Here is a 21745-nt window from a genome sequence, read left to right as displayed (position 1 = left end):
CTTATGCGCGCTGTTAGTTATCCTGCCCTTGGTGTTACGAATCAGGCAACATGACGACCGTCATCTAGCGGCTGCATGCGCCCACGAGTAAATTTGGCATGACGCTTTGACCTTTGGTTGTAGCGAGGTATTTTCTTGTGCGTCGCGTTCAGCTCTGGGCTATCCTCTCACTTAAAAAGTTGACCACAAAAAGTAGGTATTTATGACACAGGTAAAATCTGTGGTGTTAGCCAGACGCCCCCAAGGAAATCCAGTTGCTGAAGACTTTCAAGTTAACGTCTCTGAACTTCCTCCGCTTCGAGAAGGTGAACTTCTCTGCCGCAATCATTTCGTGTCGCTGGACGCGGGGTTTCGCAACTGGATGAACGAAGGATCGGGTGATGCCGTACTACCCGCTATGGAGCTGGGCGCGCCCGTTATTGGGCTGGTTTTAGGCGAGGTCATAGCGTCACTCAACCCACTTTACGCCGAGGGCGACATGCTTATGGCGCGATTTGCCTGGCAAACCCATAGTATTAGCGACGGCAATGATTTCATTGCAAGACTACCAACCACCTTAGAGTTTGACCCCGCAGCTTATATGGGCGTGCTCGGGGATACCGGAATGTCTGCATACTTTGGTATGACCGATATACTCAAACCGACAGCAAAGGACTGTGTGCTGATCAGTGGCGCCGGTGGTGCGGTAGGCTCTATAGCCGGACAGCTGGCAAAAAAGACAGGAGCTCGCGTGGTGGGGCTAGTTGGCTCTGAAGAAAAAGGCCAATGGATCTGCGACGTGTTGGGCTACGACGCGGCGGTGGTTCGCACCGGTGCCGACAGCCTGAGTGAGGCCATCAGCAAAGTTTGCCCTGAGGGTGTTGATGCCTTTTTTGATAACGTCGGCGGTGCGACGCTAGAGGCCGCTATTGCAAATATGAACCATCGTGGACGCATGGCCTTATGCGGCGCCGTATCAGGCTACGGCGTTCCAGCCCATGGCCCTAACAACCTCTTTGAAATCGTTACCAAAGAAATTCGTGCGGAAGGCTTCATGACCCACTTTCGCCATGACCGGTATGAAGAGGCACGCGAGGCCTTGTCTGAGGGTTTACGCAGCGGCGCCTTGGCATCACCCGAATATCGTCTCAAGGGTATCGATCAAATAGGACAAGCTTACGCTGACCTTTTTGCTGGGCGTAATTTCGGCAAAACCGTTGTAGAACTTTAAGACAATGCTTAGCGCTATAAACAGCTGCTGCATTACCTGGGTGGACTGCCTTTTACACTCAGGCAACGGCAGGCCCGAATAGTGAACAAACATGATTTGCCCCTGAAATGAAAGATCAACTGATTTACCAACAACGCCTCTGTAAATTGAATCCGCTGAAGCAGCTGACAACCCTCGCGTTGCTGCTCATGCTGCAAGCCTGTGCGATCACGCCAGATATAGGCACGCAGCAAGTCAAAGGCGTGACTGTCTGCGACACTTATTTGCTGTTTAGCATGTGTGTTCAAGACATAGACGGCGATGACACCGTCGATATGGTTTACTTCACCGACACAAAAGAAGCGTTTATGTATCAGGAGGGAAAGCAGGCTTTAGTCGGAAAAGTACTCCCCTTCCATCGATGTGCCGTGCCATTAGATACCGGCATGCAGGCGACAACTAACCGGCTCCTAGAGCGAGACACCTTGAGCCTGACTGAGGAGATCAGCATAACCAAGGAACTGATCGTCAACTACGCCTCGGCAAAGCCAGAAATCGATGCCTGCAACGCACGGTTTGAAGATGCAGAGAGTGATAGCAAACAGCAAACGCCCGACTTCTCTCAATTCGAAGAAGACTGGGAGCGACAATCACCCCCTGATTAACGCACTCGGCCAGTGTCACGTCTTCACAAGGTCGCTGCGAAAGTACCTTGGGACAGAAAGTTGCTGGCTTGAGTTCCCTATTTTTGTGCCAAGTTAGCGCCGAACAGCACCCAGTTTCTGAAGCGCCCAGCACTCCTGTTTACTTTACAAAACGGTAGTCACTGACGTCAATCTGCTGAGTGCGTCGCTTGTATTCAAGCCAGGGACCTGGCCAGTTATTGGTGTTGACCCCGCTTTCGGTAACATACCAACTGTTGCACCCCCCCTGGGTCCAAACGGTTTCAGCACTGCGCTCTTCCATCTCATTACGCCACCGCTTAAGCGCGTCGGCTTCCAGATCTAGATAACGGTAGCCACCTGCACACAAGCGCTCAACCGCGTCGAGAATGTAGTTGTATTGGCACTCGTTTGAATAAGGCACTGAGCCAGAGCCATGGTTAGTGTTGGGGCCATACATCATAAAAAAATTGGGGAACCCTGCAACGGTGGTACCCAGATAAGCCTCAGGGCGCCCATCCCAAACCTCGCTGAGCTCACGACCTTCAAGCCCCCGGATTTCCATAGGCGCGACAAAATCTAAGGGTTGGAAACCGGTGCCCCAAATAATAACGTCCGCAGGCCGCTCAACGCCTTCAGCGTCAACCAGTCCAGTCGCGGTAACACGAGGTGCTTTCCCATGTACCAATTCAACATTGTCGCGCTTAAGCGTTGGGTACCAATCATTTGTAAACAATGCTCGCTTACAACCAATTTGGTAGTCAGGGGTCGCCTTTGCCAACAATTTAGGATATTCACCCAGCTCTTTGCGGCGATAGGCATTCGACAATTTAGCCATAGGCTTCAAGACCCAATGACGATTCGTGAAACCGTAGGTGAGAATTTCAAACACTGAGAAGAAAAAGCGACGACTCAATCCGACACGCGCAGGGACATTCCGAAATAGGCGCTTCTCCCACTCCGGATACTCGCGATCAAACTTATGCATGATCCATGGAGCCGAGCGCTGATAGATGTCGAGCTGCCCCGCCTGTTTCGCGATTTCGGGAACAAACTGAATAGCACTGGCACCGGTGCCTACAACCGCGACACGCTTGCCCGTCAGGTCACAATCATGATCCCAATTTGCCGAATGAAAGGTGGGCCCCTCAAACGTGTCAATGCCCTCAAGCTTGGGAATCGCCGGATTTGAAAGCTGCCCACAAGCCGCAACGACAAGATCAAAGTTTCGACGCTCACCGTCGCTTGTCCTCACCTGCCAAGACCCAACCTCGGCGTCAAACTCAGCGCTCTCAACACCCGTGTTACAGCGTAAATGCGGGCGTACCCCAAAGTCGTCAACCAGCGTATTGAGGTACTGTTCGATATCGGCTTGTGGTGCATAGCGCCGCGACCATTCGGTGCCAGGAGCGAAAGAAAAAGAATATAAGTGCGACGGCACATCGCAGGCCGCGCCGGGATACGTGTTGGCATGCCAAACACCACCAACGCCTCCACTCCGCTCGAAGACGGTAAGGTCCGTTACACCGGCCTGCAACAGGCGAATGGCCGCGCCAACGCCCCCAAAACCACCGCCCACTATTGCCACTGAAAGGTCAGATGCAACTTTGCCATTTATCTGATCTGTCATATCTTGGTTTCCTCAAACTTAAAATTTTTGTCGGCGCCACTGTGGCTGTTGGGGATAAAAACCTATTTCTAGCGTTTCGCTACTGCACTCAGTAATTTTTTCAGCCGACTGGCGACTGAGCCGGCAGCAAAAAAAATGTCAATATAGACCTTAGAAATGGCGGCAATGACCAACAGAGTAGATTTACGCTTCCATTTCTTTGTCTGTGCAGCCCAAAGGCGTATCACAACCGGAGTTTCGATTAGGTCAGCCGCTCGTCAGTCTTCTGACTCCAATAGCTCGGTAGGCAAAGTAAAACCCCTACTCGTGAAATGTGCAGTCAGTTCAGCGCGACCTTGAATCGAGTCAGGTAGATGCTTCTCTTCGCAAGGGCTTGGGTGATCGTCCATACTCCCCATCGTAAGCTCCCCCGATGAGAAATCCAGCGAGTACCACCGCTGACAAACTGTCATTACCCCCGTTGCGACTCCATAGGTTGGAGGGCCTGCACCAATCAGCTGGGTAATCCGGGCTTTAACTCCCTTGACACGGGCCTTGGCAATACCGTCTACAGAGAATACACGCCTTAATGGATCCCTCGTCCCATTGATAAGTGATACGCCCTCTACCCAAGCTGGCAATGAATGTCCCAACACCTCCAACACCGTTGGCATCACGTCAATGAGTTGTACGGTAGAGTCTACGTGCCCCACTGCCCGCCCCTCGGGCAGCTTAATCACCAGGGGCATTGGACGTTGCACCTGCCAACCGAGCGTATGGTCCGAGCTGTAAACGATAATCGTCTTGTCATAGTTTCCAGTAGCTTTTAATGCGGCAATAACCTCACCAAAGTACCGGTCTGAATCAACCACGGTATCAAGGAAGAAAGCCTCACGATTTTTAGGCCTGCGCTTGTGTAAATGCCCAGAAAAATGGCGAGAAATCGGTTTAAAGCTGCAGCAATGTGTATTCATCAAATGTAAGTGCATAAAAAAGGGCTGTGTCGCCTCGCGTATAAATGCCGTTGCCGAATCGATCCTTTGACGATCACGCCTGCCATAAATCTTTGCTGTCGTCCCACCAGTGACTGACTGAAATGCCTGACTCATCGGTTTTACCCCACTCAAATGCAGCACCCGATCACTGAGTCGCTCCCATATTTTTTTATTAAAGTGACTCGTTTGTGCGAATGCGATACGCGCTTGGCCCGAAAATCCGCGGACTGACGTATTGTCGATGTGACGCATATTTGCGTAGTCAAAACCCTCGCGCATATTAAGATCTGGTCCATCTGCGTAGTAACGAATGGATTCCTGAAAGACCATATATCCCGAGGCGCGAAGCATTGCTGGCAAGTGCTGGAAAGCGTCTGCACCCATTAGTGTGTGAGGTGGAAAGATGACCTTTGTCGTCGCTGGATATTTTCCGTTCAGCATTGACACAGTGCTGCCAGTAGTTCGCCCTGAGTTTGAAATCGCGGCATGAAAAACCAAAGACTCATCCATCATTGCATCAAGATTGGGGGTAGTTATCTCCGGATAGCCGTAGCCTGATATGTATTCCGACTGCACACCATCAGTAGCAAAAAACAGGACATTGTATTTTTGAGTGTTCTCCAACCCAGCCAAACTCGTGCTTGATACCTGAGTAGCGGATAGCAGAGTATGAAGTGCGGCAGCACCGCTGCACATTATTAACATAACCAGCACTACCTGCGGGCTAGGATTAGGGGTGTTACGTGGCGTGGTGTAGCGGCGAACTAATTTACGAAAAATGGCAGCAGCCAAAATACAGATGGCGGCAGAATAGATGAGGGCACTGCCCCCCGAGGTAGATGCAATGCCCAGGCCAGTCAATGTATAGGTGAAATTGTCAACTAGGAGGGTGACGAGAGCGGTACAAATCAAAGTCAATGGCAAAGGTAGTAATATGTTGCCGCAGGGCTTTTTTATCACTGCGAGTAGCAAGCGCGATATCAGCAGCAGTAGTAGCCAAGCGAGTAGGCCTCCTACAAGCAGCGGTAGGGCAGCGGTAGCCACAATAGTAATGCGCTCAGGCCAACCCAGAACGGTAAAAAAAGAAGGCTTGGTGACTAGGAACAGCCATTCCAATGCTAAATAGGTATAAACCCCTAACAAAGTGTCAATGAGTGTGCGCGTAGCGAGCTGAGGGCTTGTTCCCTGCATGAGTCAAATAGTCCATAATCTCGAGCCAAAGTGGCATCGTGGCAAGCTTCTAATGTATCAAATCATTCTTTCCTCAGTGTTGATAGCTTTCTCACCCCAAACCTTTGCCTACCTTGATCCCGGTACCGGCAGTATGATTTTACAGGGGCTTATTGCAGGCATTGCCGTAGCGGGATTCACGATCAAGACCTACTGGTACCGAATTCTCGGGTTTTTTGGTAAGTCCAAGCCTACAAGCTTGTTGGAGGAGGAAGACCTTACCAAACAAGAAGAAGAACAGTAGGTGCAGCTTCGTTTGTTAATTGCACTGAGAGGATGCGCAGTGTGACCTTCGATGCCCTGCCTTCGTCGTTCCGCGACCCCAGCGGCTTTGTATTCGCTGAAAACGACCGAATCTACCGCCAAGTTAACAAAAGTTTTGCCGAAAGCTTCGATCAGTTTATTGCTTCAGGTCTCTATGAGGTTTTGGTGGCCAAAAACTACCTTATTGCCCATGAGGACGTTACGGCCTCCACTGTTAAGCGGGGCCCTGATTGCCATCGTGTACTGGCTCCGGAAATTGTCCCTTATATCTCTTATCCCTATGAGTGGAGCTTCAGTCAGCTAAAAGACGCGGCCATGCTAACGCTGCGCATTCAAACGATAGCGCTGCAACATGGATATATCTTAAAAGATGCCTCTGCCTACAATGTGCAGTTTGTAAACGGTAAACCTGTGTTTATAGACACGCTTTCTTTTGAGCCCTATAGCGAGGGCACACCTTGGGTTGCCTACCGCCAGTTTTGCCAGCACTTTCTCGCACCTCTCGCCCTGATGGCACGTGTCGATGTGGGATTAGGAAAATTATTGGTCACCTATATCGACGGTATACCGCTGTCACTCGCCAGTAGTTTGCTACCCCTAACAACCCGACTCAGCTACAGTCTACAGACCCACATTCACCTCCATGCGAAAATGCAGGAGACTTACGCAGATGCCGCAGGGAGCTCTACGAGCTCTAAAAATAGCAACGCTAAAAACCAGAGGCAATTGTCTAAAACGGGTTTACAAGCCATCGTAGAGAGCCTGGCATCGGCTATTCAAAGTCAACAATGGACGCCGCCCCAGACTGAATGGGGAGATTATTATGACAACACCAACTATACCGACGGCTCAACCGGTGAAAAGCGTAGGCTTGTCGAGGAGTATTTAGTCTCAATCGACTCCCCCCTCAGTGTTGTGCACGATCTAGGAGCAAACACCGGCGAATTCAGCCGCATCGCCGCAAAACACGCGGGATTAGTGGTTTCACAAGACATTGACCCGGTAGCCGTTGAGCGCAATTATCGGCGTCTGAGTACTGAGACACACAAAAACATTCTGCCTTTGCTGCAAGATCTCTACGCACCTTCCCCTGCTATTGGCTGGGGCAATGAAGAACGCGACTCTTTTCGTCAAAGAGGCCAATGTGATGCCATAATGGCGTTGGCTCTTGTTCACCACCTTGCTATTAGCAACAACACCCCCCTAGGTCATATTGCGGCACTGTTCGCAGAGCTTGCACAATGGCTAGTCATTGAGTTTGTTCCCAAATCAGACAGTCAGGTCGAGCGTCTCCTAAAGACCAGAGACGATGTCTTTCCTCATTACAACCGGCAGGGTTTTGAAGAGGCTTTCTCACAATATTTTACGCTCATCAAAGATCAAGCGGTTGCCGGTAGTGAACGGCGGCTGTACCTCATGCGTTCCTTAAGTTCAGCCGAGACTTTTTCAGACGACGCTTAAACCAAACTCACAGCTATAGCTTGCGCCTTAGCTATGTCCCATTACCGAATATGCAATTTAACCAGACCCACCTACCACAGGGCACAGTCTTGGTCGACGAACATCTCTAAGAACGATGTTCTGAATGGAAAAACTGGCTGTTTTACTGCAACATTCAGGTCTCGCTCGATAAATGCCAGACAATGCAGGATCCGCACAATGAGCCAGTCTTTTCCAGGGCCAAAAACAAAAGCCGCACTGCGTCGAGGAATCCCACTGTTCAAAAACGGGCTTCGATTTGATCAAGACGAGAAAAAATCAGGCTCCAGAGGCTTTAGACCCGTTCGCCAGATTGTGATCGACAAAGCGGCTGGAGATTATGTTTGGGATTTAGACGGCCGGTGCTATATCGACTTTCAAAACGGCTGGGCCACCAACCCGCTGGGCAACTGTCACCCAGAAATTTTGGATGTCGTTGAGGACGCTAACCGGCGCTACGGCTTTCATTTTGACCATCCGCTGCGCTACGAACTCGCCGAACGTTTGGCCGACATCATGCCTAACAAAGCGCTACCCAGAACCAACTATGAAGTGTCGGGCACTGAGGCTGCTGAAGCGGCAGTGCACCTAGCCCTGACCCATACTCAGCGTCGCTACGTTGTGACTTTTGGCGCCTCCTACCATGGCAATTCCCTGGCCGGAAAAGTACTGAGCGGGTTAAGCGGCGAGTCGGCCGCCTATCTGGAAGGTTGGGGAGGTGGCGTTATTCGCGCACCCTACCCTTTCAGCGATCATATCCCCGCCGACATGACCCCTCAGCAATACGTTGATTTCTGTTTATGGTACCTGGAAAAGCAGATTCCCGAGACCGTAGTCAGCGCTGATAATATTGCTGCCGTGCTCATCGAACCAGGACTTGCCGAGGGCGGCAATTGGATTCCTGCAATAGACTTTATTCAAGGGTTGCGCCGCATTTGTGATCGCAACGATTGGCTGCTAATTAGCGATGAAGTGCTGACGGGAGTGGGCCGCACCGGGAAAATGTGGGCGATCGAACACTACGATGTTGTCCCGGATATTCTGGTCTACGGAAAAAACTTGTCGGGGGGCATCGCGCCGCTGGCAGGCATTTCAGCCAGAGATGATATTTTAGGAGACAACTCCCATTTTAATTCGGGCTCAACTTTTGCAGGGTCCCCGGCCGGCTGTGCCGCCGCCATAAAAACCCTTGAAATCTATGAGCGCGATGGCATCGTTGCGCATGCCAAAAAACTGGGCGACGTGGCTTACGAGATTATGTCGGAATGGGAACAGTACGCCATTGTTAGACAAATTCGCTGTAGCGGCTTGCTAATGGGCGTTAGCTTCAATGCCACCCAAAAAATGCACCCCGATGCCGAAGACTGGTGGGCCGCAAGGGCAGTAAGGGGGGAGATGCTAGAGCGCGGTGTCTGGGCAATCTCAGATCACGAAGATACGATACGACTGTACCCAGCGCTCAACATGGCAGAAGCGACCTTGCGTGAGGGCCTCGCAATCATGGAAGAGGCAATAGAACGCGTTGCCAAGGGCTGTGTTATCGAGGGCGATGGGGCGGCCTATCCCTCAGGAGTCTCCGGCTTTTAAATACCCCCAGCATCCCCTGAGCTCCCCGCTTGCCTATCCCTAGGGCTGTTTAGGACTACAGTTAATCAACGACCTCAAAGTTTACGTCGACCTGTGCCAACCTGGTGATCAGCTGCTCAGGAAACGCCGTCGCCGGCGTCCAGATACCACCCCCTACACTGAGGTCATCCTGCGCCAAACATAAACCAGCTTGAGCGAGCATGCGTGACGTGGCTCCATAGCCAGGGTCGCGTTTGCCCGTCACTTTTACGCGCAAGTTATTCTGATTGTCCGCTCCGGATACACCGTGCGCCCAAAATTCAAAGAAGCCATTTTCCCGGGCCTCGGCATTCGGGCCCTCACCGGGGTCGGGTAAAAATCGCTTGAGCAGCGCCCTTGTCGGCCTAAACAGCGCCCCGCCCATGACGGCACCAATAGCAATCGATGAGGTCAATGCTGACAATCGGCTCTTACAAAGTTGCGACTCCTCGTACCGGAAGTCACTACCGTAAGGCAGGCCCGCCAGAGCGTTAGAACGACGCACAACCTTGGTGTTGATCGCTGCCATGATAAATGGCCCGGTCCAAGACTCGAAGTTTCCATCCCAAGCGACGCCCATCTGATCAGGCTGGTCAAGGCCAGGTTCCATGGCCTCGGGATACAAGGCATAGGGGTTCATCAGTCGCTTACGAAGGGCTTCATCCTTCATAATTTGCTCGCTCACCAACATCATGCTGGCGACCGTGCCGCCACTCACCGCACCCGAATAACGTCCCATACGCCCTGTGATCGACTGCGCGTATTCACCGAACTGTGCCTTAAACGCTTGTTGCAGGAAATACACCGAAAGATCCGAGGGCAGCGAATCAAAGCCACAACAGTGAACCAGTCGGGCACCGCTGTTTTTTGCGATGGGGTCGACACGCTCATAAACCTCGGCCATCCACTGCGCCTCTCCGGTGAGATCGCAGTAGTGGGTGCCCTCGCGGGCACAAACCTCAAGCAGCGTGGTTCCATATCGCGCATAGGGGCCCACGGTAGAGATGACCACTCGGGCTTGATCTGCCATAGCGGTTAGCGCGGCGGCATCATCGCTATCTGCCACCAAAATGGGCAAATCGGGCTGTCCAATTCTTTCTCGTACTGCCTCTAATTTACTCGTGCTTCTCCCCGCAATTGCCCAGCGTATATTGGAGACGTTCGCTGCCAGATACTCGGCAACTAATTCACCTGTAAAACCTGAAGCTCCAAAAAGCACAACGTCGTATTGTCGATCGGTCATTAGAAAACCCTTGCTAGTCGTGTGGTCGGTAAAAGTGGCTTGCCCAGTGCCTACGTGATCGATGGCGATCTGGACGTCTTGAGCGTGCTCACCGCCGGATATCCCCTATTAAAACGACTTAGGCATCCCGAGATCATGAGTCGCAACGTGTGACAGGATGAGATTGGTCGAAATGGGCGCCACCTGATAAAGCCGTGTTTCGCGGAACTTACGCTCAATGTCGTAGTCGGTGGCAAACCCCGCTCCGCCAAAGGTTTGGATACAGGTATCTCCCGCAGCCCACGACGCTTCCGAGGCTAAAAGTTTGGCCATATTCGCCTCGGAGCCGCAGGACTCACCGGCCTCAAATAAACTAACCGCCCGGGATACCATACCGGCAGCGGCTTCTGCCTGAATGTGCGCCCTTGCGATGGGAAATTGCACTCCTTGGTTTTTTGCGATGGGCGCGCCAAAGACCTCGCGCCCTGACGCATATTTTGCCGCCGCTTCAATAAAGTATTTCGCATCACCAATGCATTCCGCTGCTATCAAAATGCGCTCAGCATTCATACCGTCGAGTATGTAACGAAAACCCTTTCCCTCTTCCCCGATTCGATTAGCCATTGGCACTCGCAAATCATCAAAGAAAAGTTCGGTCGCCCCGTGATTCATCATAGTTTTGATGGGTTTGATCGTTAGACCACGCCCGACCGCTGTGCGCATATCAACCAATAAAACAGACATACCGTCGGAACGCTTTGCACAGTCTTCCCTCGGTGTTGTTCGCACTAACAGTACTAGAAGGTCAGAGTGTTCAGCTCGTGAAATCCAAATCTTCTGACCATTAACGACATAGTCATCACCGTCTTGTACCGCGTGAGTACGAATCCGCGTTGTGTCGGTACCACTATTGGGCTCGGTTACCCCAAAGGCTTGTAAACGCAGGGCGCCACTAGCGACCTCAGGAAGATAGCGCTGCTTTTGCGCCTCACTGCCATGACGTAGCAGTGTGCCCATGGTGTACATTTGCGCATGACAGGCGCCACCGTTACAACCACTGCGATGAATTTCTTCGAGAATTGCGCAAGCAGCACCCAAAGGTAACCCTGCCCCGCCATAAACTTCTGGAATCATGACTGACAGATACCCTGCTGCCGTCAACGCTTCTACAAACTCGACCGGATAACTGCGCTGTTCGTCTTTGTCACGCCAGTAAGCCCCGGGAAATTGATCACAGAGGCGTTTTACACCTGCCCGGATATCATCATATTGCGACTCATCACTCATGCTATAAAAACCATGAACCGCCATCGACCATATGGGTCTGGCCGGTAACAAAAGCGCTCGCGTCAGAAGCGAGGTACAGCACGGTACCGGTGACGTCGCTGGTTTCAAGGTTACGCGGTATCACCTGACCGGAAGCGATGACTTTTTTGGCCTTTTCCAGCTTCTCGCCAAAAAATTCCTCAGTACCCTCCGTCATCACCGCCGACGGCGCCACGGCATTGACTCGAATACGGTCACGCCCTAGCTCTCTTGCCATACCCCGGGTCATGCCGATCACTGCCGCTTTAGAAGCCACGTAATCCAAGCCGTAGGGCAACCCATAGACCGCTGCTAGCGAAGCAATGTTGATAATTGAGCCACCACCTGAGTCACGCATGGGCTGTACGATCGCACGACAGGCGTTCCAGACGCCTTTAACATTGACGTTCATCACCGCATCCCACTGAGCTTCTTCCAGCAATTCAAACCGTGCGCCTTTGAGCCCGCCGTAAAGCGCTGCATTATTTACCAATACGTCTATCTGACCAAAAGACTGCTGGGCCATGTCTGCCATTGCCGTGCAGCTCGCCATATCGGTGATATCCACGGTTGCTGACACAGCTTTACCACCCCCCCGTACGATAGCCTCGACTGTTTCGTCACAGTCATTGACGTCACAAGCCAGTACGGCTGAACCCGCCGCCGCCAGTGCTTCGGCATAGGCTCGCCCCAAACCACGGGCTGCACCGGTCACGATCGACACTTTATTTTCTAACTGCATAGGCCTTCCTCTTTGCCACAAGGTGCCAGATAGGCGGTCTGATAAGCAAGCCACTTGTTTGTTGGCACCCTGAGAGATTCCTTATCGAAATGAAAAAATTCGAATGCTAAAATTAAAACCGATTAGGCCCACTTAAAATTTTTCAAACTCAAAGCAACATGCTTTTTAAAGGCTTCAGCATAAGGGGACGAACGTTTTCAGTCAGCACTGAATAAATAACCGCCAGTGCCAAGCCTAGAAAGCGCGCTTTGCGTGTAATCACACATCCAGCAAGAAGCGCTGGATTAACTTTCGATGAGTGTGTTTAATTCTGCCTCGCCAATTTTTAAAGGAAAGCCAGCATGAGTTCTACCAGCAACGAGGTACGTCCTAGCCTCTGCACAATGTTGTTAGCCACAACCATCGCAACATCGCTCATCAGCCTCGAAGCACTGAGTGCACCCGTCACCACTATTGATGCGTTCTTTGACCCCAATGGTCAGGAGGTCGCTCCCGAGGATTACCCCACAGTAGAGACGTCCAGACAGCTGCTGATTGCCCAGTCTCGCGCACCCGTCAATGTTCTCAACCACACTCGTCAGCTCACACAGACCAATGACCAACCCGTGGTGCGCATGAACCGCGACAGCTACTACAGCTTTGCTGTTGTTGACGTGTCAGCAGGTGCCAGCATTACCATCCCGCCAATGCCCGAAGGAACCTATGCCTCGGTGCAACCCGTAACCGAGGATCACCGAATACAACCGATGTCTTATGGCAGCGGCACTTTTCAACTCGCCACCCACAAAGGCTCACATATTTATTTGATAGTACGACTGGACAGCACGCTTTCTCAGGCAGACGCCAACCTTATTCAGGATGGCATGTCTATTTCTGCGGGCAATGCTGAAACTTTTTCAGCCGAGCCCGTGAATGAAGCATCCTTCATGGCCACGGAAGGTTCCATACGCGCAAAAGCCCCTCAAATGCTAGCCGAGGAAGGGGGCAACGCTATATTTGGCATGTTCACCGCGCCGACCGACGCATCCCGTAGTAGCTACACCGTTTACAAACATCTGATGGGAGCGGCCCTAGGGTGGGGGGGAGCTCAATCTATCGATAATCTTTACGAGCTTTCACCACAGTACCCCGCGGAAGGTTGCTATCAAGCGACGTTTGAAGACCCCAGAAACGGCGCCTTTTGGTCATTCACTGTTTATGATGAGGCGGGTTTTATGTTCGACGACCTCGCGAGTGTGAGCTCTGATACCGCGACACCTAATGAAGATGGAACCTTTACGGTGAGTTTTGGCTGCGGCTCGGACGCGATGAATAACATTCCTACAATGAATACTTCTGGGGTGTTTAATTTGACCGCAAGGCACTATCGCCCCTCCGAGCGGGTTAGGGATGAGGGCTATCGTCTCGTACCCTATGTTAAAAAGATTTCGGAGTAGTCCCTACCTGATGTTGATCAGATAAACGGCACCATGGCGCTCTCTTCGCTACTGAAGATAGCGCCATTTACATCCTCATTTTACTTTGATTCAAACTGCCTGCCAGATCAATCCAAGCAACCCCTGTACTCCATCTCAGGTCGCACTGATCGCTGTTTTTGATTCAAACTGCCTGCCAGATCAATCCAAGCAACCCCTGTACTCTATCTCAGTTCGCACTGATCGCTGTTGACGTCAAAACCTCTCCACATACTCAATCATTAAAACCGACAATGAGTGCCTTGAACTCGTACTCGTAAACCGAATATCCATTCACGACATCTTGCCGCTCTCAGTCGCATTATCTTGACCTGCGCTGGTTGATCCCAGAAAGTAACTTCAACAACGCGGGCGAAGCCGCCCTATAGGAACCCCATGCAAGCTGCACATTCCGTTTGGCAGGTCGATACCTTTTTAGCCGTCACGATAGGTATTGTGGTCTTGTTTTTGGGCAAGCGTATCAATCGGCTAGTGCCCGTTTTTGGCCGCTATAGCATTCCAGAGCCTGTCACTGGCGGCCTGTTTATCGCCGTCGTTCTTTTCGCCATCCACTCCTTCGCCGACATCAGTGTCGAATTTGAACTCGGCGCTCGCGATGCACTCCTGGTTTACTTCTTTACCACGATAGGCATCAACGCAAGCTTTAAAGACCTTGCCGCAGGCGGAAAGCCCCTCGCGTTACTCCTGCTCGTAACTGTTATTTATATGATTATCCAAAATTTGACCGGCATAGGTATCGCGACCTTGCTCGGACTTGAACCTGCAGTGGGCTTACTCGGAGGCACCGTTTCACTCATCGGTGGCCACGGAACCGCCATTGCCTGGGCACCGCGATTTGCCGAAAACTATGGCATCACTAACGCCATGGAAATTGGGGTAGCCTGCGCTACGTTTGGGTTAGTTCTGGCTAGCCTGATCGGAGGCCCCGTGGCCAAATTCTTGGTCACGCGACACCAGTTGGTTGCGGCAAGCGATGACGACCTCGATGTGGGCATCGATGACGAGGCTGACCCTGTTAGCCTAAATTATATGGAGTTGCTCGATGCCGTTTTAGCCCTCCACATTTGCATCATCATTGGTTACTTCCTCAATGAAGGGCTCAACCAGTTGGGCGTACACCTGCCGCTCTTCGTCAGCTGCCTGTTTGCCGGCATCATCATGACCAACCTGCGCCCCCACGCACTACCTCGCATTACAGGCACCCAGTGGCCCACTCGTACACCAGCCATGGCACTCATTGCAGATATTTCCTTGGGAACCTTTTTAGCCATGTCGCTGATGAGCATGCAGCTGTGGGAAGTCATTGATCTCGCTGGCGCACTCTTTTCAATTTTGGGGGCCCAGGTGGTCGTTGCAGCACTCTTCATGATTTTTGTCGTCTTTCCCATCATGGGAAAGAGTTACGAAGCCGCCGTCATTGCCTCAGGGTTTGGGGGATTTTCGATGGGAGCAACGCCCACCGCCATGGCGAATATGTCGGCCGTTACCCAGCGCTATGGCCCTTGCCATCAAGCGTTTATCGTTGTGCCACTAGTCGGTGCGTTTTTTATTGATGTCACTAACGTCGTTTTAATTCAGCTTATGTTCGGCTGGCTCTAGTCTGTTCTCGCTACCGCCTGCTTAGGGGTCTATCTGGTTTTGGCATCTAAAACCTGTTGCTGACACCAAAGAAAAAGGGAGCATCGCGGCTCCCCTTTAAAATTTACAACAGCCCACCACTTTCAACGCTGTGGATAACTTGCCTTACAGGGCAAATCGACGACCAACCCCCAAAGGTTGAGAAAAATTATTCCCCCTTGTTTGCACCAAAGAGACCGACGCCCAATTCTCCAGCAATGTAACGAATCGCCTGCATGCCTCTGACACTATTACCCGCCTCATTGAGAGGGGGAGAGAATGTAGCGATTGCAAACTTGCCCGGCACTACGGCAACAATGCCACCGCCAACGCCAGTTTTAGCGGGCAGGCCAGCGCTGTACATCCATTCACCCGACTCGTCATAAAAACCCGCCGTCGCCATAATGGCGAGTAACTCTGGGATATGAGCCGCATCAAGCACTCGCTTACCTGACACCGGGTTAACGCCTTGATTAGCCAAAGTTGCACCCATCATGCCCAGATCAAGGGTATTGATGCCGGTAGAGCACTGCCGGGTATAGACCCGCAATGTTTCTTCAGGGTCACTGTAAAGTCGCCCGTAGTTGTAGAGCAGATTAGCAATACCACGATTACTCCAAGACTCTTCGTACTCAGAGGTATAAACCTCCTCCAAGACTGGCAGCTCTCGGCCTGCATAAGCATTCAAATTAGCGTGAATTTGGTTCCAACGATCTTCTTCAGAATCTGCTTTTACAAGGCTGACAGCGGCAATAGCACCCGCATTTACCAACGGGTTTACCGAGCGGGCTGCATATAATTCAAGCGCCATCTTTGAATTGAACGGCAAGCCAGTGGGCTCAACACCAATTTTCTCACGCACGGCAGCAGGACCTTGTTGATCCATCACGAGTGACGCCGTAAACGGTTTTGATACCGACTGGATCGAAAACTCGTAATCCATCTCACCCGCAGAAAAGACCTGTCCGTCTCGAGTCACAATGACTACACCAAACATATCGCTGGGAACCGTTGCAAGAATTGGAATGTAGTCAGCATTCGCTCCATCTTTAACATCTTTAAACTGGGCGTGGGCACGATCAACCACGGCCTGAAAGTCTGTTGGCTGCTGTTTAGCGAAGGCCTGGCTATACACCAGCACCAAAGCCACACAGGATGCTACTAATCGCATTGTCATCGTTGACACTCCTTTTAGTGATAGTCAGAACGGCAGGAGTGCATTGTACTTTCCGCACCCAGCCATTCAGTTTCAAATCTCGCTGTTTTGTTTACTGCACAAGTTCAGCAGCTCTGCTCAGCTCACCTGCCCCGCAGAAAATTGCCCGAGTCAAAGCCCACCTTGAGTGAGAACTGAATGCGGTAATCGTCGCCGGTTGCACCGTCCACGTCTTCACGCTCACCCCAAATAATTTCAGTCCCGAACATCACGTTGTCTCGAGGTGTATGAAGTAAGTTGATTTGCGCTATTTGGCCTTTGGCAAACTCAGATCCTGACTGACCCGCACTGTTATCGAGATCGTTCATTGACCAGCCGATGGAGGTCGACCACTGCTCATTCCAGTAGTGATCGTAATAGGCGCTGATACCCAGCAGTGGCACTGCCTCGGCTGTCGCCGTATTGAGGTTGTTGGTGGACGGAGCAATGTCGATGCCGCCATCGTTCATGTAGTTACCAATGCCCTCGCCGTAAACAAGCTGTAACTTCAACACGTCGCTGTTGAAGGTTTTGATCCCAGCACTCAAGTTGATACCCCACCCAAACTCGCTGTTTTGCTCACCGGTGTCCAGCCGCTCGTAACCGAGTTCTCGAAACATGGCCGCTACTTGATAATGACCAAAGTTACCGTTGTTGCGGTACCTCAAGCTTAGATCAGGCACATCATTATGGGCCTGGTAAATGTCAGCCGCTGTCGAGCCAGTAGATTCGCAATCGTAGGCTGATGAATTCAGCTCACAAGAGTTGACGTCTCTAAATCTGCCGACGGTCAAAGCGGTGGATGGATCCTCCAGAGCGATAGCAAATTCATCTTCCCCTAAAGGAAAGGTATACCGCGCCTGTTGGTTTCTATAAAAAACCATACCAGTGGGGCCCCAGTAATCGATGGTATTGGGGAAAATATCGGCATCCATAAAGTTAGACCAGGTTTGACCGACACCCACTTGCTTGTAGGTTGCCCAAGCATGCCGCAAGCGCGGAGTCGTCTGCCCCTCATCCCCCCCGACCCCGAATAATTCGGCCTCAAGTAGGTAGGTGACGTCAGCACCGTAGTTGCCTTTGATGCCTAGGCGGGACTGCCTAACACCAAAAATAAACTCACCATCCTGACCGAATTGGCCCGCATCAGTTGGAATTGTGCTGACACGAAGCGTATCGCTCCAGTTGGGATCAACCCGCTTGAAGTCATAGATCATGTCGGCCATGACAAAACCATAAAGCTGGGCGGAAGATGACGGTTCGCTCTCAACCGTCGTTGCAGACACTGCTGTTGAGGGCGCAACTGATGCGTCTTCCCCCATTGACGTAACCACCAGTGGCGCACCATCGCCGGCGCCCACGACATCAGCCTTCAGCCGCTGCAGCTCAGCCTGCATGGCCTCAAGTACCTGTTGTTGGTTTCTCAGCTGCTCTTCTAGCTGCTGAATACGGTCGGCATCACTCGTCGCAAATACCCCGGGGGACATCAGCGCCAACACAATGCACAAGGCGCGCACTTCAACTTTCATTTTTTACCCCGCAAATAATGATTTGCCGCATTATGCTGAGATCAGCGCGGCACAGACCAACGAGATTATCTGTGTTTTCTGCGTCACAAGCAGTATCAATTTGCGATAATCTTAAATAATTTATGAATATCAGAGCAAAGGAAACTCGTGCCGTATTCAATCGAGCACAACGCCCACACAGATAGTCCATCAACACCGGCTTAAACGGGTCAAAACCGTCGGCTTTTATTACGCTAATTGCTATTAGTTGTTGCCTCAGAAAGAATCTAGGTTGTGCTGGTAAACCAAGCCCGGAATCTTTAGCCTGATTACCCACTGTCACCCATAGCACCCATACCCGTAGGTTACGGTTGGCGAGCGACGAGATTTTCTGGCGCCCAAGGAGGCAAACCATGCGAACACTGGCGCTCTTTGTCTTACTCGCCCTCGTATCGTCAAACTCGCTGGCGCGCACGCAAGTTGTGATGTTGGGTACGGGGACACCGATACCAACACCAAACCGTTCCGGCCCAGCAACCGCTATTGTGGTCAATGGCACAGCCTACATTGTCGATTTTGGGCCCGGCGTCGTTCGCAGGGCTGCCGCAGTATCGAAGGAGTATGGTGGCCCTCTCAACGCACTCAATGTAGACCAGCTAGGCATCGCTTTTCTCACTCATTTGCATCACGACCATTCTTCTGGGCTGCCGGATTTGGTTTACACCAGTTGGACTCACGGTCGTGAAAAACCTTTTGAACTTTACGGCCCTCCGGGCACGACAGCGATGGCAAGCAATGTTGCTGCCGCTTGGGAAGAAGACAATCGATACCGGCTCTATGGTTTGGAGCCTGCGACCTCATCTGGCTGGAAAATAAATTCCCACGAAATTGAAGAGGGTATCGTTTACACCGACGAGCTAATCACCGTTGAGGCATTCAAGGTCAAACATGGGACTTGGCCCAATGCATTTGGCTACCGGTTTACGACTCCCGATAAAGTGATTGTTATTTCAGGTGACGCCGCCTACGACCCTAAACTGGAAGCCATGGCAACAGGCGCCGACATATTGATTCACGAAGTTGTCTCCGAAACCGCTTTGAGTCAGCGCTCAGAATTTTGGCAGCGCTACCACCGCAGCAACCACACCACCGCTTATGAGCTCGCGACACTGGCATCTCGAGCAAAGCCGAAGTTACTCATTTTGTATCATGTATTGGTCTTTGGTCTTGAAGATGAAATCGTGCTTCAGGAGGTAAAGTCGCAATACGACGGCGAGGTGATCCTTGCTGAGGACCTAGATATTTTTGAGTGAGTGCGTCCCGCTCAGAGAAAACCATCAAAGCACTGAAACCTTTAGAGGCCCGCAACCATGCGAACTCCCTTGCTGCAGATCATGCTTCTGGTACTTATTGGCCTGTCCTTCAAAGCCGCAGCGCTGTCCGACAATGAACAAGCCATTAGTGACTGGGTAGACCAACATCAAGAAGACGTCATCGCGCTTTTGGCAGAGACCGTTAACATTGGTAGTGGCACCATGAATCACGAAGGCGTGCGAGCCGTAGGTGATGTTATGGCCCGTGAGCTGAGCGCCCTCGACCTCAGTGTTCGCTGGATCGATATGCCCGAGACAGTCAATCGGGCTGGCCACTTGTTCGCAGAAAACAAGGGCTCGGGCACCCGATTGCTGCTTATTGGGCATCTCGATACCGTGTTCGAAGCTGACGACCAATTCCAAGCGTTTAGCCGCACAGGTAACACTGCGGAGGGGCCCGGCATTAGCGATATGAAGTCGGGCAATGCGGTGATCGTTTATGCCTTAAAAGCGCTCGATCACATTGGCGCCCTTGAGGGCATGGCTGTGACAGTGGCCTATACCGGAGACGAAGAGAAGCCAGGACGCCCCCTTGCTATTTCCCGAAGGGATTTACTGGAGGCTGGCCAGTGGGCCGATATCGCGCTGGGCTTTGAGGGCGCCATTACGACCGAGGGCAGTGACTGGGCAACCATTGCCCGTCGCAGCTCGAGTAGTTGGACACTTAACGTTTCGGGGCGTCAGGCGCACTCCTCTGCCATCTTCAGCGGCGACGTCGGCGCGGGCGCCATTAACGAAACGGCACGTATTCTCAATGCTTTTTACACGGAAGTCCGTGGTGACTATGGCCTGACTTTTAATGCCGGCAATATTCAGGGCGGCACTGCAGTGACTTATGACGCTGCAAAAAATCGCGGCACCACCTTTGGAAAAACTAACGTGGTACCCAGCCAAACCATTGTTCATGGAGGTATTCGAGCACTCTCAGTAGAACAGCTAAAAGGCGCCAAACAGCGTATGCAAACGATTGTCGCCGCGCATCTACCTCACACTGAAGCGACTCTAAATTTTGACGACAGCTATCCGCCCATGGCGCCAACGGAGGGCAACAGGGCACTTGCGCTTGCCTTCTCGGAGGTGAATCAAGACTTGGGGCGTGATGCCATGAAAATTTGGGACCCCCTGCGCCGAGGGGCCGCTGACATAGCGTTCGTGGCGCCTTATACCGACGCGCTGGCGGGGCTAGGCGCCCTAGGCGAAGGCGGTCATACACCGAATGAGAGCTTGCAGCTCGACTCGATGGCCCTCGCCATCAAACGCGCCGCAATACTTATGCTGCGCCTCTCTAAAAATCATCAGGAACCCACAGAGGCTCACTCAGTCCAGCCCTGACTGTAACAGCGTAAGACCGTCATCAGATGCGACCGGACAACGATCGTATGCCCTAGGCTCTATTCAATGGAAAGTAGGCTTATTCTTGATGCCAAACGGGGGATCGTTTCTCGATAAAAGCCATCCGTCCTTCCTCGGCATCAGCACCACCCGTCATGCCCTCGAGCATAACTTGGTTGGCGTAGTCAAAAGCATCCGCGAGGGGCATTTCTATTTGCCGGTAAAAAGCAGCTTTGCCGCCGCGAATACTTTGCGCTGAGCGTGAAGCAATTTTTTGCGCCAGGGCCGCTGTTTCCGCGTGGAGTGCCTCAGGCGCAACGTGACGATTGATCAAACCAAACTTAATGGCTTCGTCTGCAGAAAACATATCGCCCGTTAAGGCCATTTCCATCGCGTGTTTGCGAGACAGATTGCGGCCAATACCCACCAAGGGTGTCGTGCAAAATGCGCCGACATTTACTCCAGGCGTACAGAAATGTGCATCACTCGCCGCAATGGCCAAGTCACATGCCGACACCAACTGGCAACCCGCGGCTGTCGCTGTACCTTGAACGCAAGCGATAACCGGCTTGGGTGCTTGAACAATGCCCTGCATAAGCGCTGCGCAGTTTTCGAGAATATTCGCAATACGCGTTCTCACAGCGCCACGGTCTTCGCCCTCTGAAGGCTGCATTTCTTTTAAGTCGTGCCCTGAGCTAAAAACAGGGCCTTCGGCTGTCAGTACAATCACTCGACAGCTGTCGTCTTCATAGCCCGCAGCTAAGGCTTGAGTTAGGCTCGCGATCATCTGAGACGATAGTGGATTGCGGCTTTTTCCCTGATTCAGGGTAATCCAAAGAACAGGACCCTCAGACTGGATTCTTACCAACGCTTCATTCATAGCCGTTTCCCGATAAACAGAGCAAAAAACTGCAAGTTGTAAAAGATTACGGACAACGATGTA

Annotated in this window: 17 protein-coding genes; 9 read left to right on the top strand and 8 right to left on the bottom strand. The window is 51.9% G+C overall.

Features of this window, described 5'->3' with window-relative positions:
• Positions 1-202: 202 nt before the first annotated feature.
• Entirely contained in the window at positions 203-1210 is a 1008-nt protein-coding gene (locus ACMAZB_RS05450; protein WP_435215112.1) for an MDR family NADP-dependent oxidoreductase, read from the top strand.
• Positions 1211-1317: 107 nt separating this feature from the next.
• Positions 1318-1854: a hypothetical protein gene (locus ACMAZB_RS05445; protein ID WP_435219728.1), complete on the top strand. Its 537-nt coding sequence runs from the start codon at positions 1318-1320 to the stop codon at positions 1852-1854.
• A gap of 139 nt (positions 1855-1993) precedes the next feature.
• Here ACMAZB_RS05445 and ACMAZB_RS05440 read toward each other — a convergent pair whose 3' ends face one another.
• Positions 1994-3481 carry a flavin-containing monooxygenase gene (locus ACMAZB_RS05440; RefSeq protein ID WP_435219727.1) on the bottom strand — a complete coding sequence of 496 codons (1488 nt, stop codon included), beginning with the start codon at positions 3479-3481 and terminating at the stop codon, positions 1994-1996.
• A 257-nt stretch (positions 3482-3738) separates the two neighbouring features.
• Positions 3739-5646, bottom strand: a complete 1908-nt coding sequence (locus tag ACMAZB_RS05435) for a sulfatase-like hydrolase/transferase (RefSeq protein WP_435219726.1) — start codon at positions 5644-5646, stop codon at positions 3739-3741.
• Here ACMAZB_RS05435 and ACMAZB_RS05430 point away from each other — a divergent pair.
• From ACMAZB_RS05430 to ACMAZB_RS05420, 3 genes are all read left to right on the top strand, one after another.
• Complete coding sequence (locus ACMAZB_RS05430; RefSeq protein ID WP_435219725.1) at positions 5645-5929, top strand: hypothetical protein; 285 nt, start codon at positions 5645-5647, stop codon at positions 5927-5929. The two genes, ACMAZB_RS05435 and ACMAZB_RS05430, sit on opposite strands and share 2 nt — an antisense overlap.
• A 41-nt stretch (positions 5930-5970) precedes the next feature.
• Positions 5971-7410 (top strand): class I SAM-dependent methyltransferase, encoded by a 1440-nt coding sequence (locus ACMAZB_RS05425; protein WP_435219724.1) that lies wholly within the window; start codon positions 5971-5973, stop codon positions 7408-7410.
• Between the two features lie 198 nt (positions 7411-7608).
• Positions 7609-9015 (top strand): aspartate aminotransferase family protein, encoded by a 1407-nt coding sequence (locus tag ACMAZB_RS05420; RefSeq protein ID WP_435219723.1) that lies wholly within the window; start codon positions 7609-7611, stop codon positions 9013-9015.
• Positions 9016-9076: 61 nt separating this feature from the next.
• Here the strand turns inward: ACMAZB_RS05420 and ACMAZB_RS05415 are convergent, their stop codons facing one another.
• From ACMAZB_RS05415 to ACMAZB_RS05405, 3 genes are all read right to left on the bottom strand, one after another.
• On the bottom strand, positions 9077-10276 hold the full coding sequence (locus ACMAZB_RS05415) for a saccharopine dehydrogenase family protein (protein ID WP_435219722.1): 1200 nt from the start codon (positions 10274-10276) through the stop codon (positions 9077-9079).
• A gap of 108 nt (positions 10277-10384) precedes the next feature.
• Positions 10385-11542 (bottom strand): acyl-CoA dehydrogenase family protein, encoded by a 1158-nt coding sequence (locus ACMAZB_RS05410; RefSeq protein ID WP_435219721.1) that lies wholly within the window; start codon positions 11540-11542, stop codon positions 10385-10387.
• 1 nt (position 11543) lies between these two features.
• Positions 11544-12302, bottom strand: coding sequence for an SDR family NAD(P)-dependent oxidoreductase (locus tag ACMAZB_RS05405; protein WP_435215101.1), 759 nt, complete (start codon positions 12300-12302; stop codon positions 11544-11546).
• A 341-nt stretch (positions 12303-12643) separates the two neighbouring features.
• On the opposite strand from ACMAZB_RS05405, the gene ACMAZB_RS05400 reads away from it, so the two are divergent.
• Positions 12644-13738, top strand: coding sequence for a DUF1214 domain-containing protein (locus ACMAZB_RS05400; protein ID WP_435219720.1), 1095 nt, complete (start codon positions 12644-12646; stop codon positions 13736-13738).
• Positions 13739-14152: 414 nt separating this feature from the next.
• A complete protein-coding gene (gene gltS, locus ACMAZB_RS05395) occupies positions 14153-15376 on the top strand; it encodes a sodium/glutamate symporter (protein ID WP_435219719.1) in 1224 nt (407 codons plus the stop codon).
• Positions 15377-15563: 187 nt separating this feature from the next.
• Here gltS and glsA read toward each other — a convergent pair whose 3' ends face one another.
• Both glsA and ACMAZB_RS05385 read right to left on the bottom strand, forming a co-directional pair.
• Positions 15564-16571 carry a glutaminase A gene (glsA, locus tag ACMAZB_RS05390; RefSeq protein ID WP_435219718.1) on the bottom strand — a complete coding sequence of 336 codons (1008 nt, stop codon included), beginning with the start codon at positions 16569-16571 and terminating at the stop codon, positions 15564-15566.
• A gap of 122 nt (positions 16572-16693) precedes the next feature.
• Complete coding sequence (locus ACMAZB_RS05385) at positions 16694-18118, bottom strand: DcaP family trimeric outer membrane transporter (protein ID WP_435219717.1); 1425 nt, start codon at positions 18116-18118, stop codon at positions 16694-16696.
• A 392-nt stretch (positions 18119-18510) separates the two neighbouring features.
• On the opposite strand from ACMAZB_RS05385, the gene ACMAZB_RS05380 reads away from it, so the two are divergent.
• Both ACMAZB_RS05380 and ACMAZB_RS05375 read left to right on the top strand, forming a co-directional pair.
• A complete protein-coding gene (locus ACMAZB_RS05380; RefSeq protein WP_435219716.1) occupies positions 18511-19410 on the top strand; it encodes an MBL fold metallo-hydrolase in 900 nt (299 codons plus the stop codon).
• A gap of 57 nt (positions 19411-19467) precedes the next feature.
• Entirely contained in the window at positions 19468-20802 is a 1335-nt protein-coding gene (locus ACMAZB_RS05375; RefSeq protein WP_435219715.1) for a M20/M25/M40 family metallo-hydrolase, read from the top strand.
• A 79-nt stretch (positions 20803-20881) separates the two neighbouring features.
• Here the strand turns inward: ACMAZB_RS05375 and ACMAZB_RS05370 are convergent, their stop codons facing one another.
• Positions 20882-21682 carry an enoyl-CoA hydratase gene (locus tag ACMAZB_RS05370; RefSeq protein WP_435219714.1) on the bottom strand — a complete coding sequence of 267 codons (801 nt, stop codon included), beginning with the start codon at positions 21680-21682 and terminating at the stop codon, positions 20882-20884.
• Positions 21683-21745: the final 63 nt, after the last annotated feature.

Origin of the sequence: Luminiphilus sp. nBUS_07, from assembly GCF_051201685.1 — a bacterium.
Lineage (GTDB): Bacteria > Pseudomonadota > Gammaproteobacteria > Pseudomonadales > Halieaceae > Luminiphilus.
The sequence above is the reverse complement of the archived record's forward strand: the minus strand, read 5'-3'. Positions and strand labels throughout refer to the sequence as shown.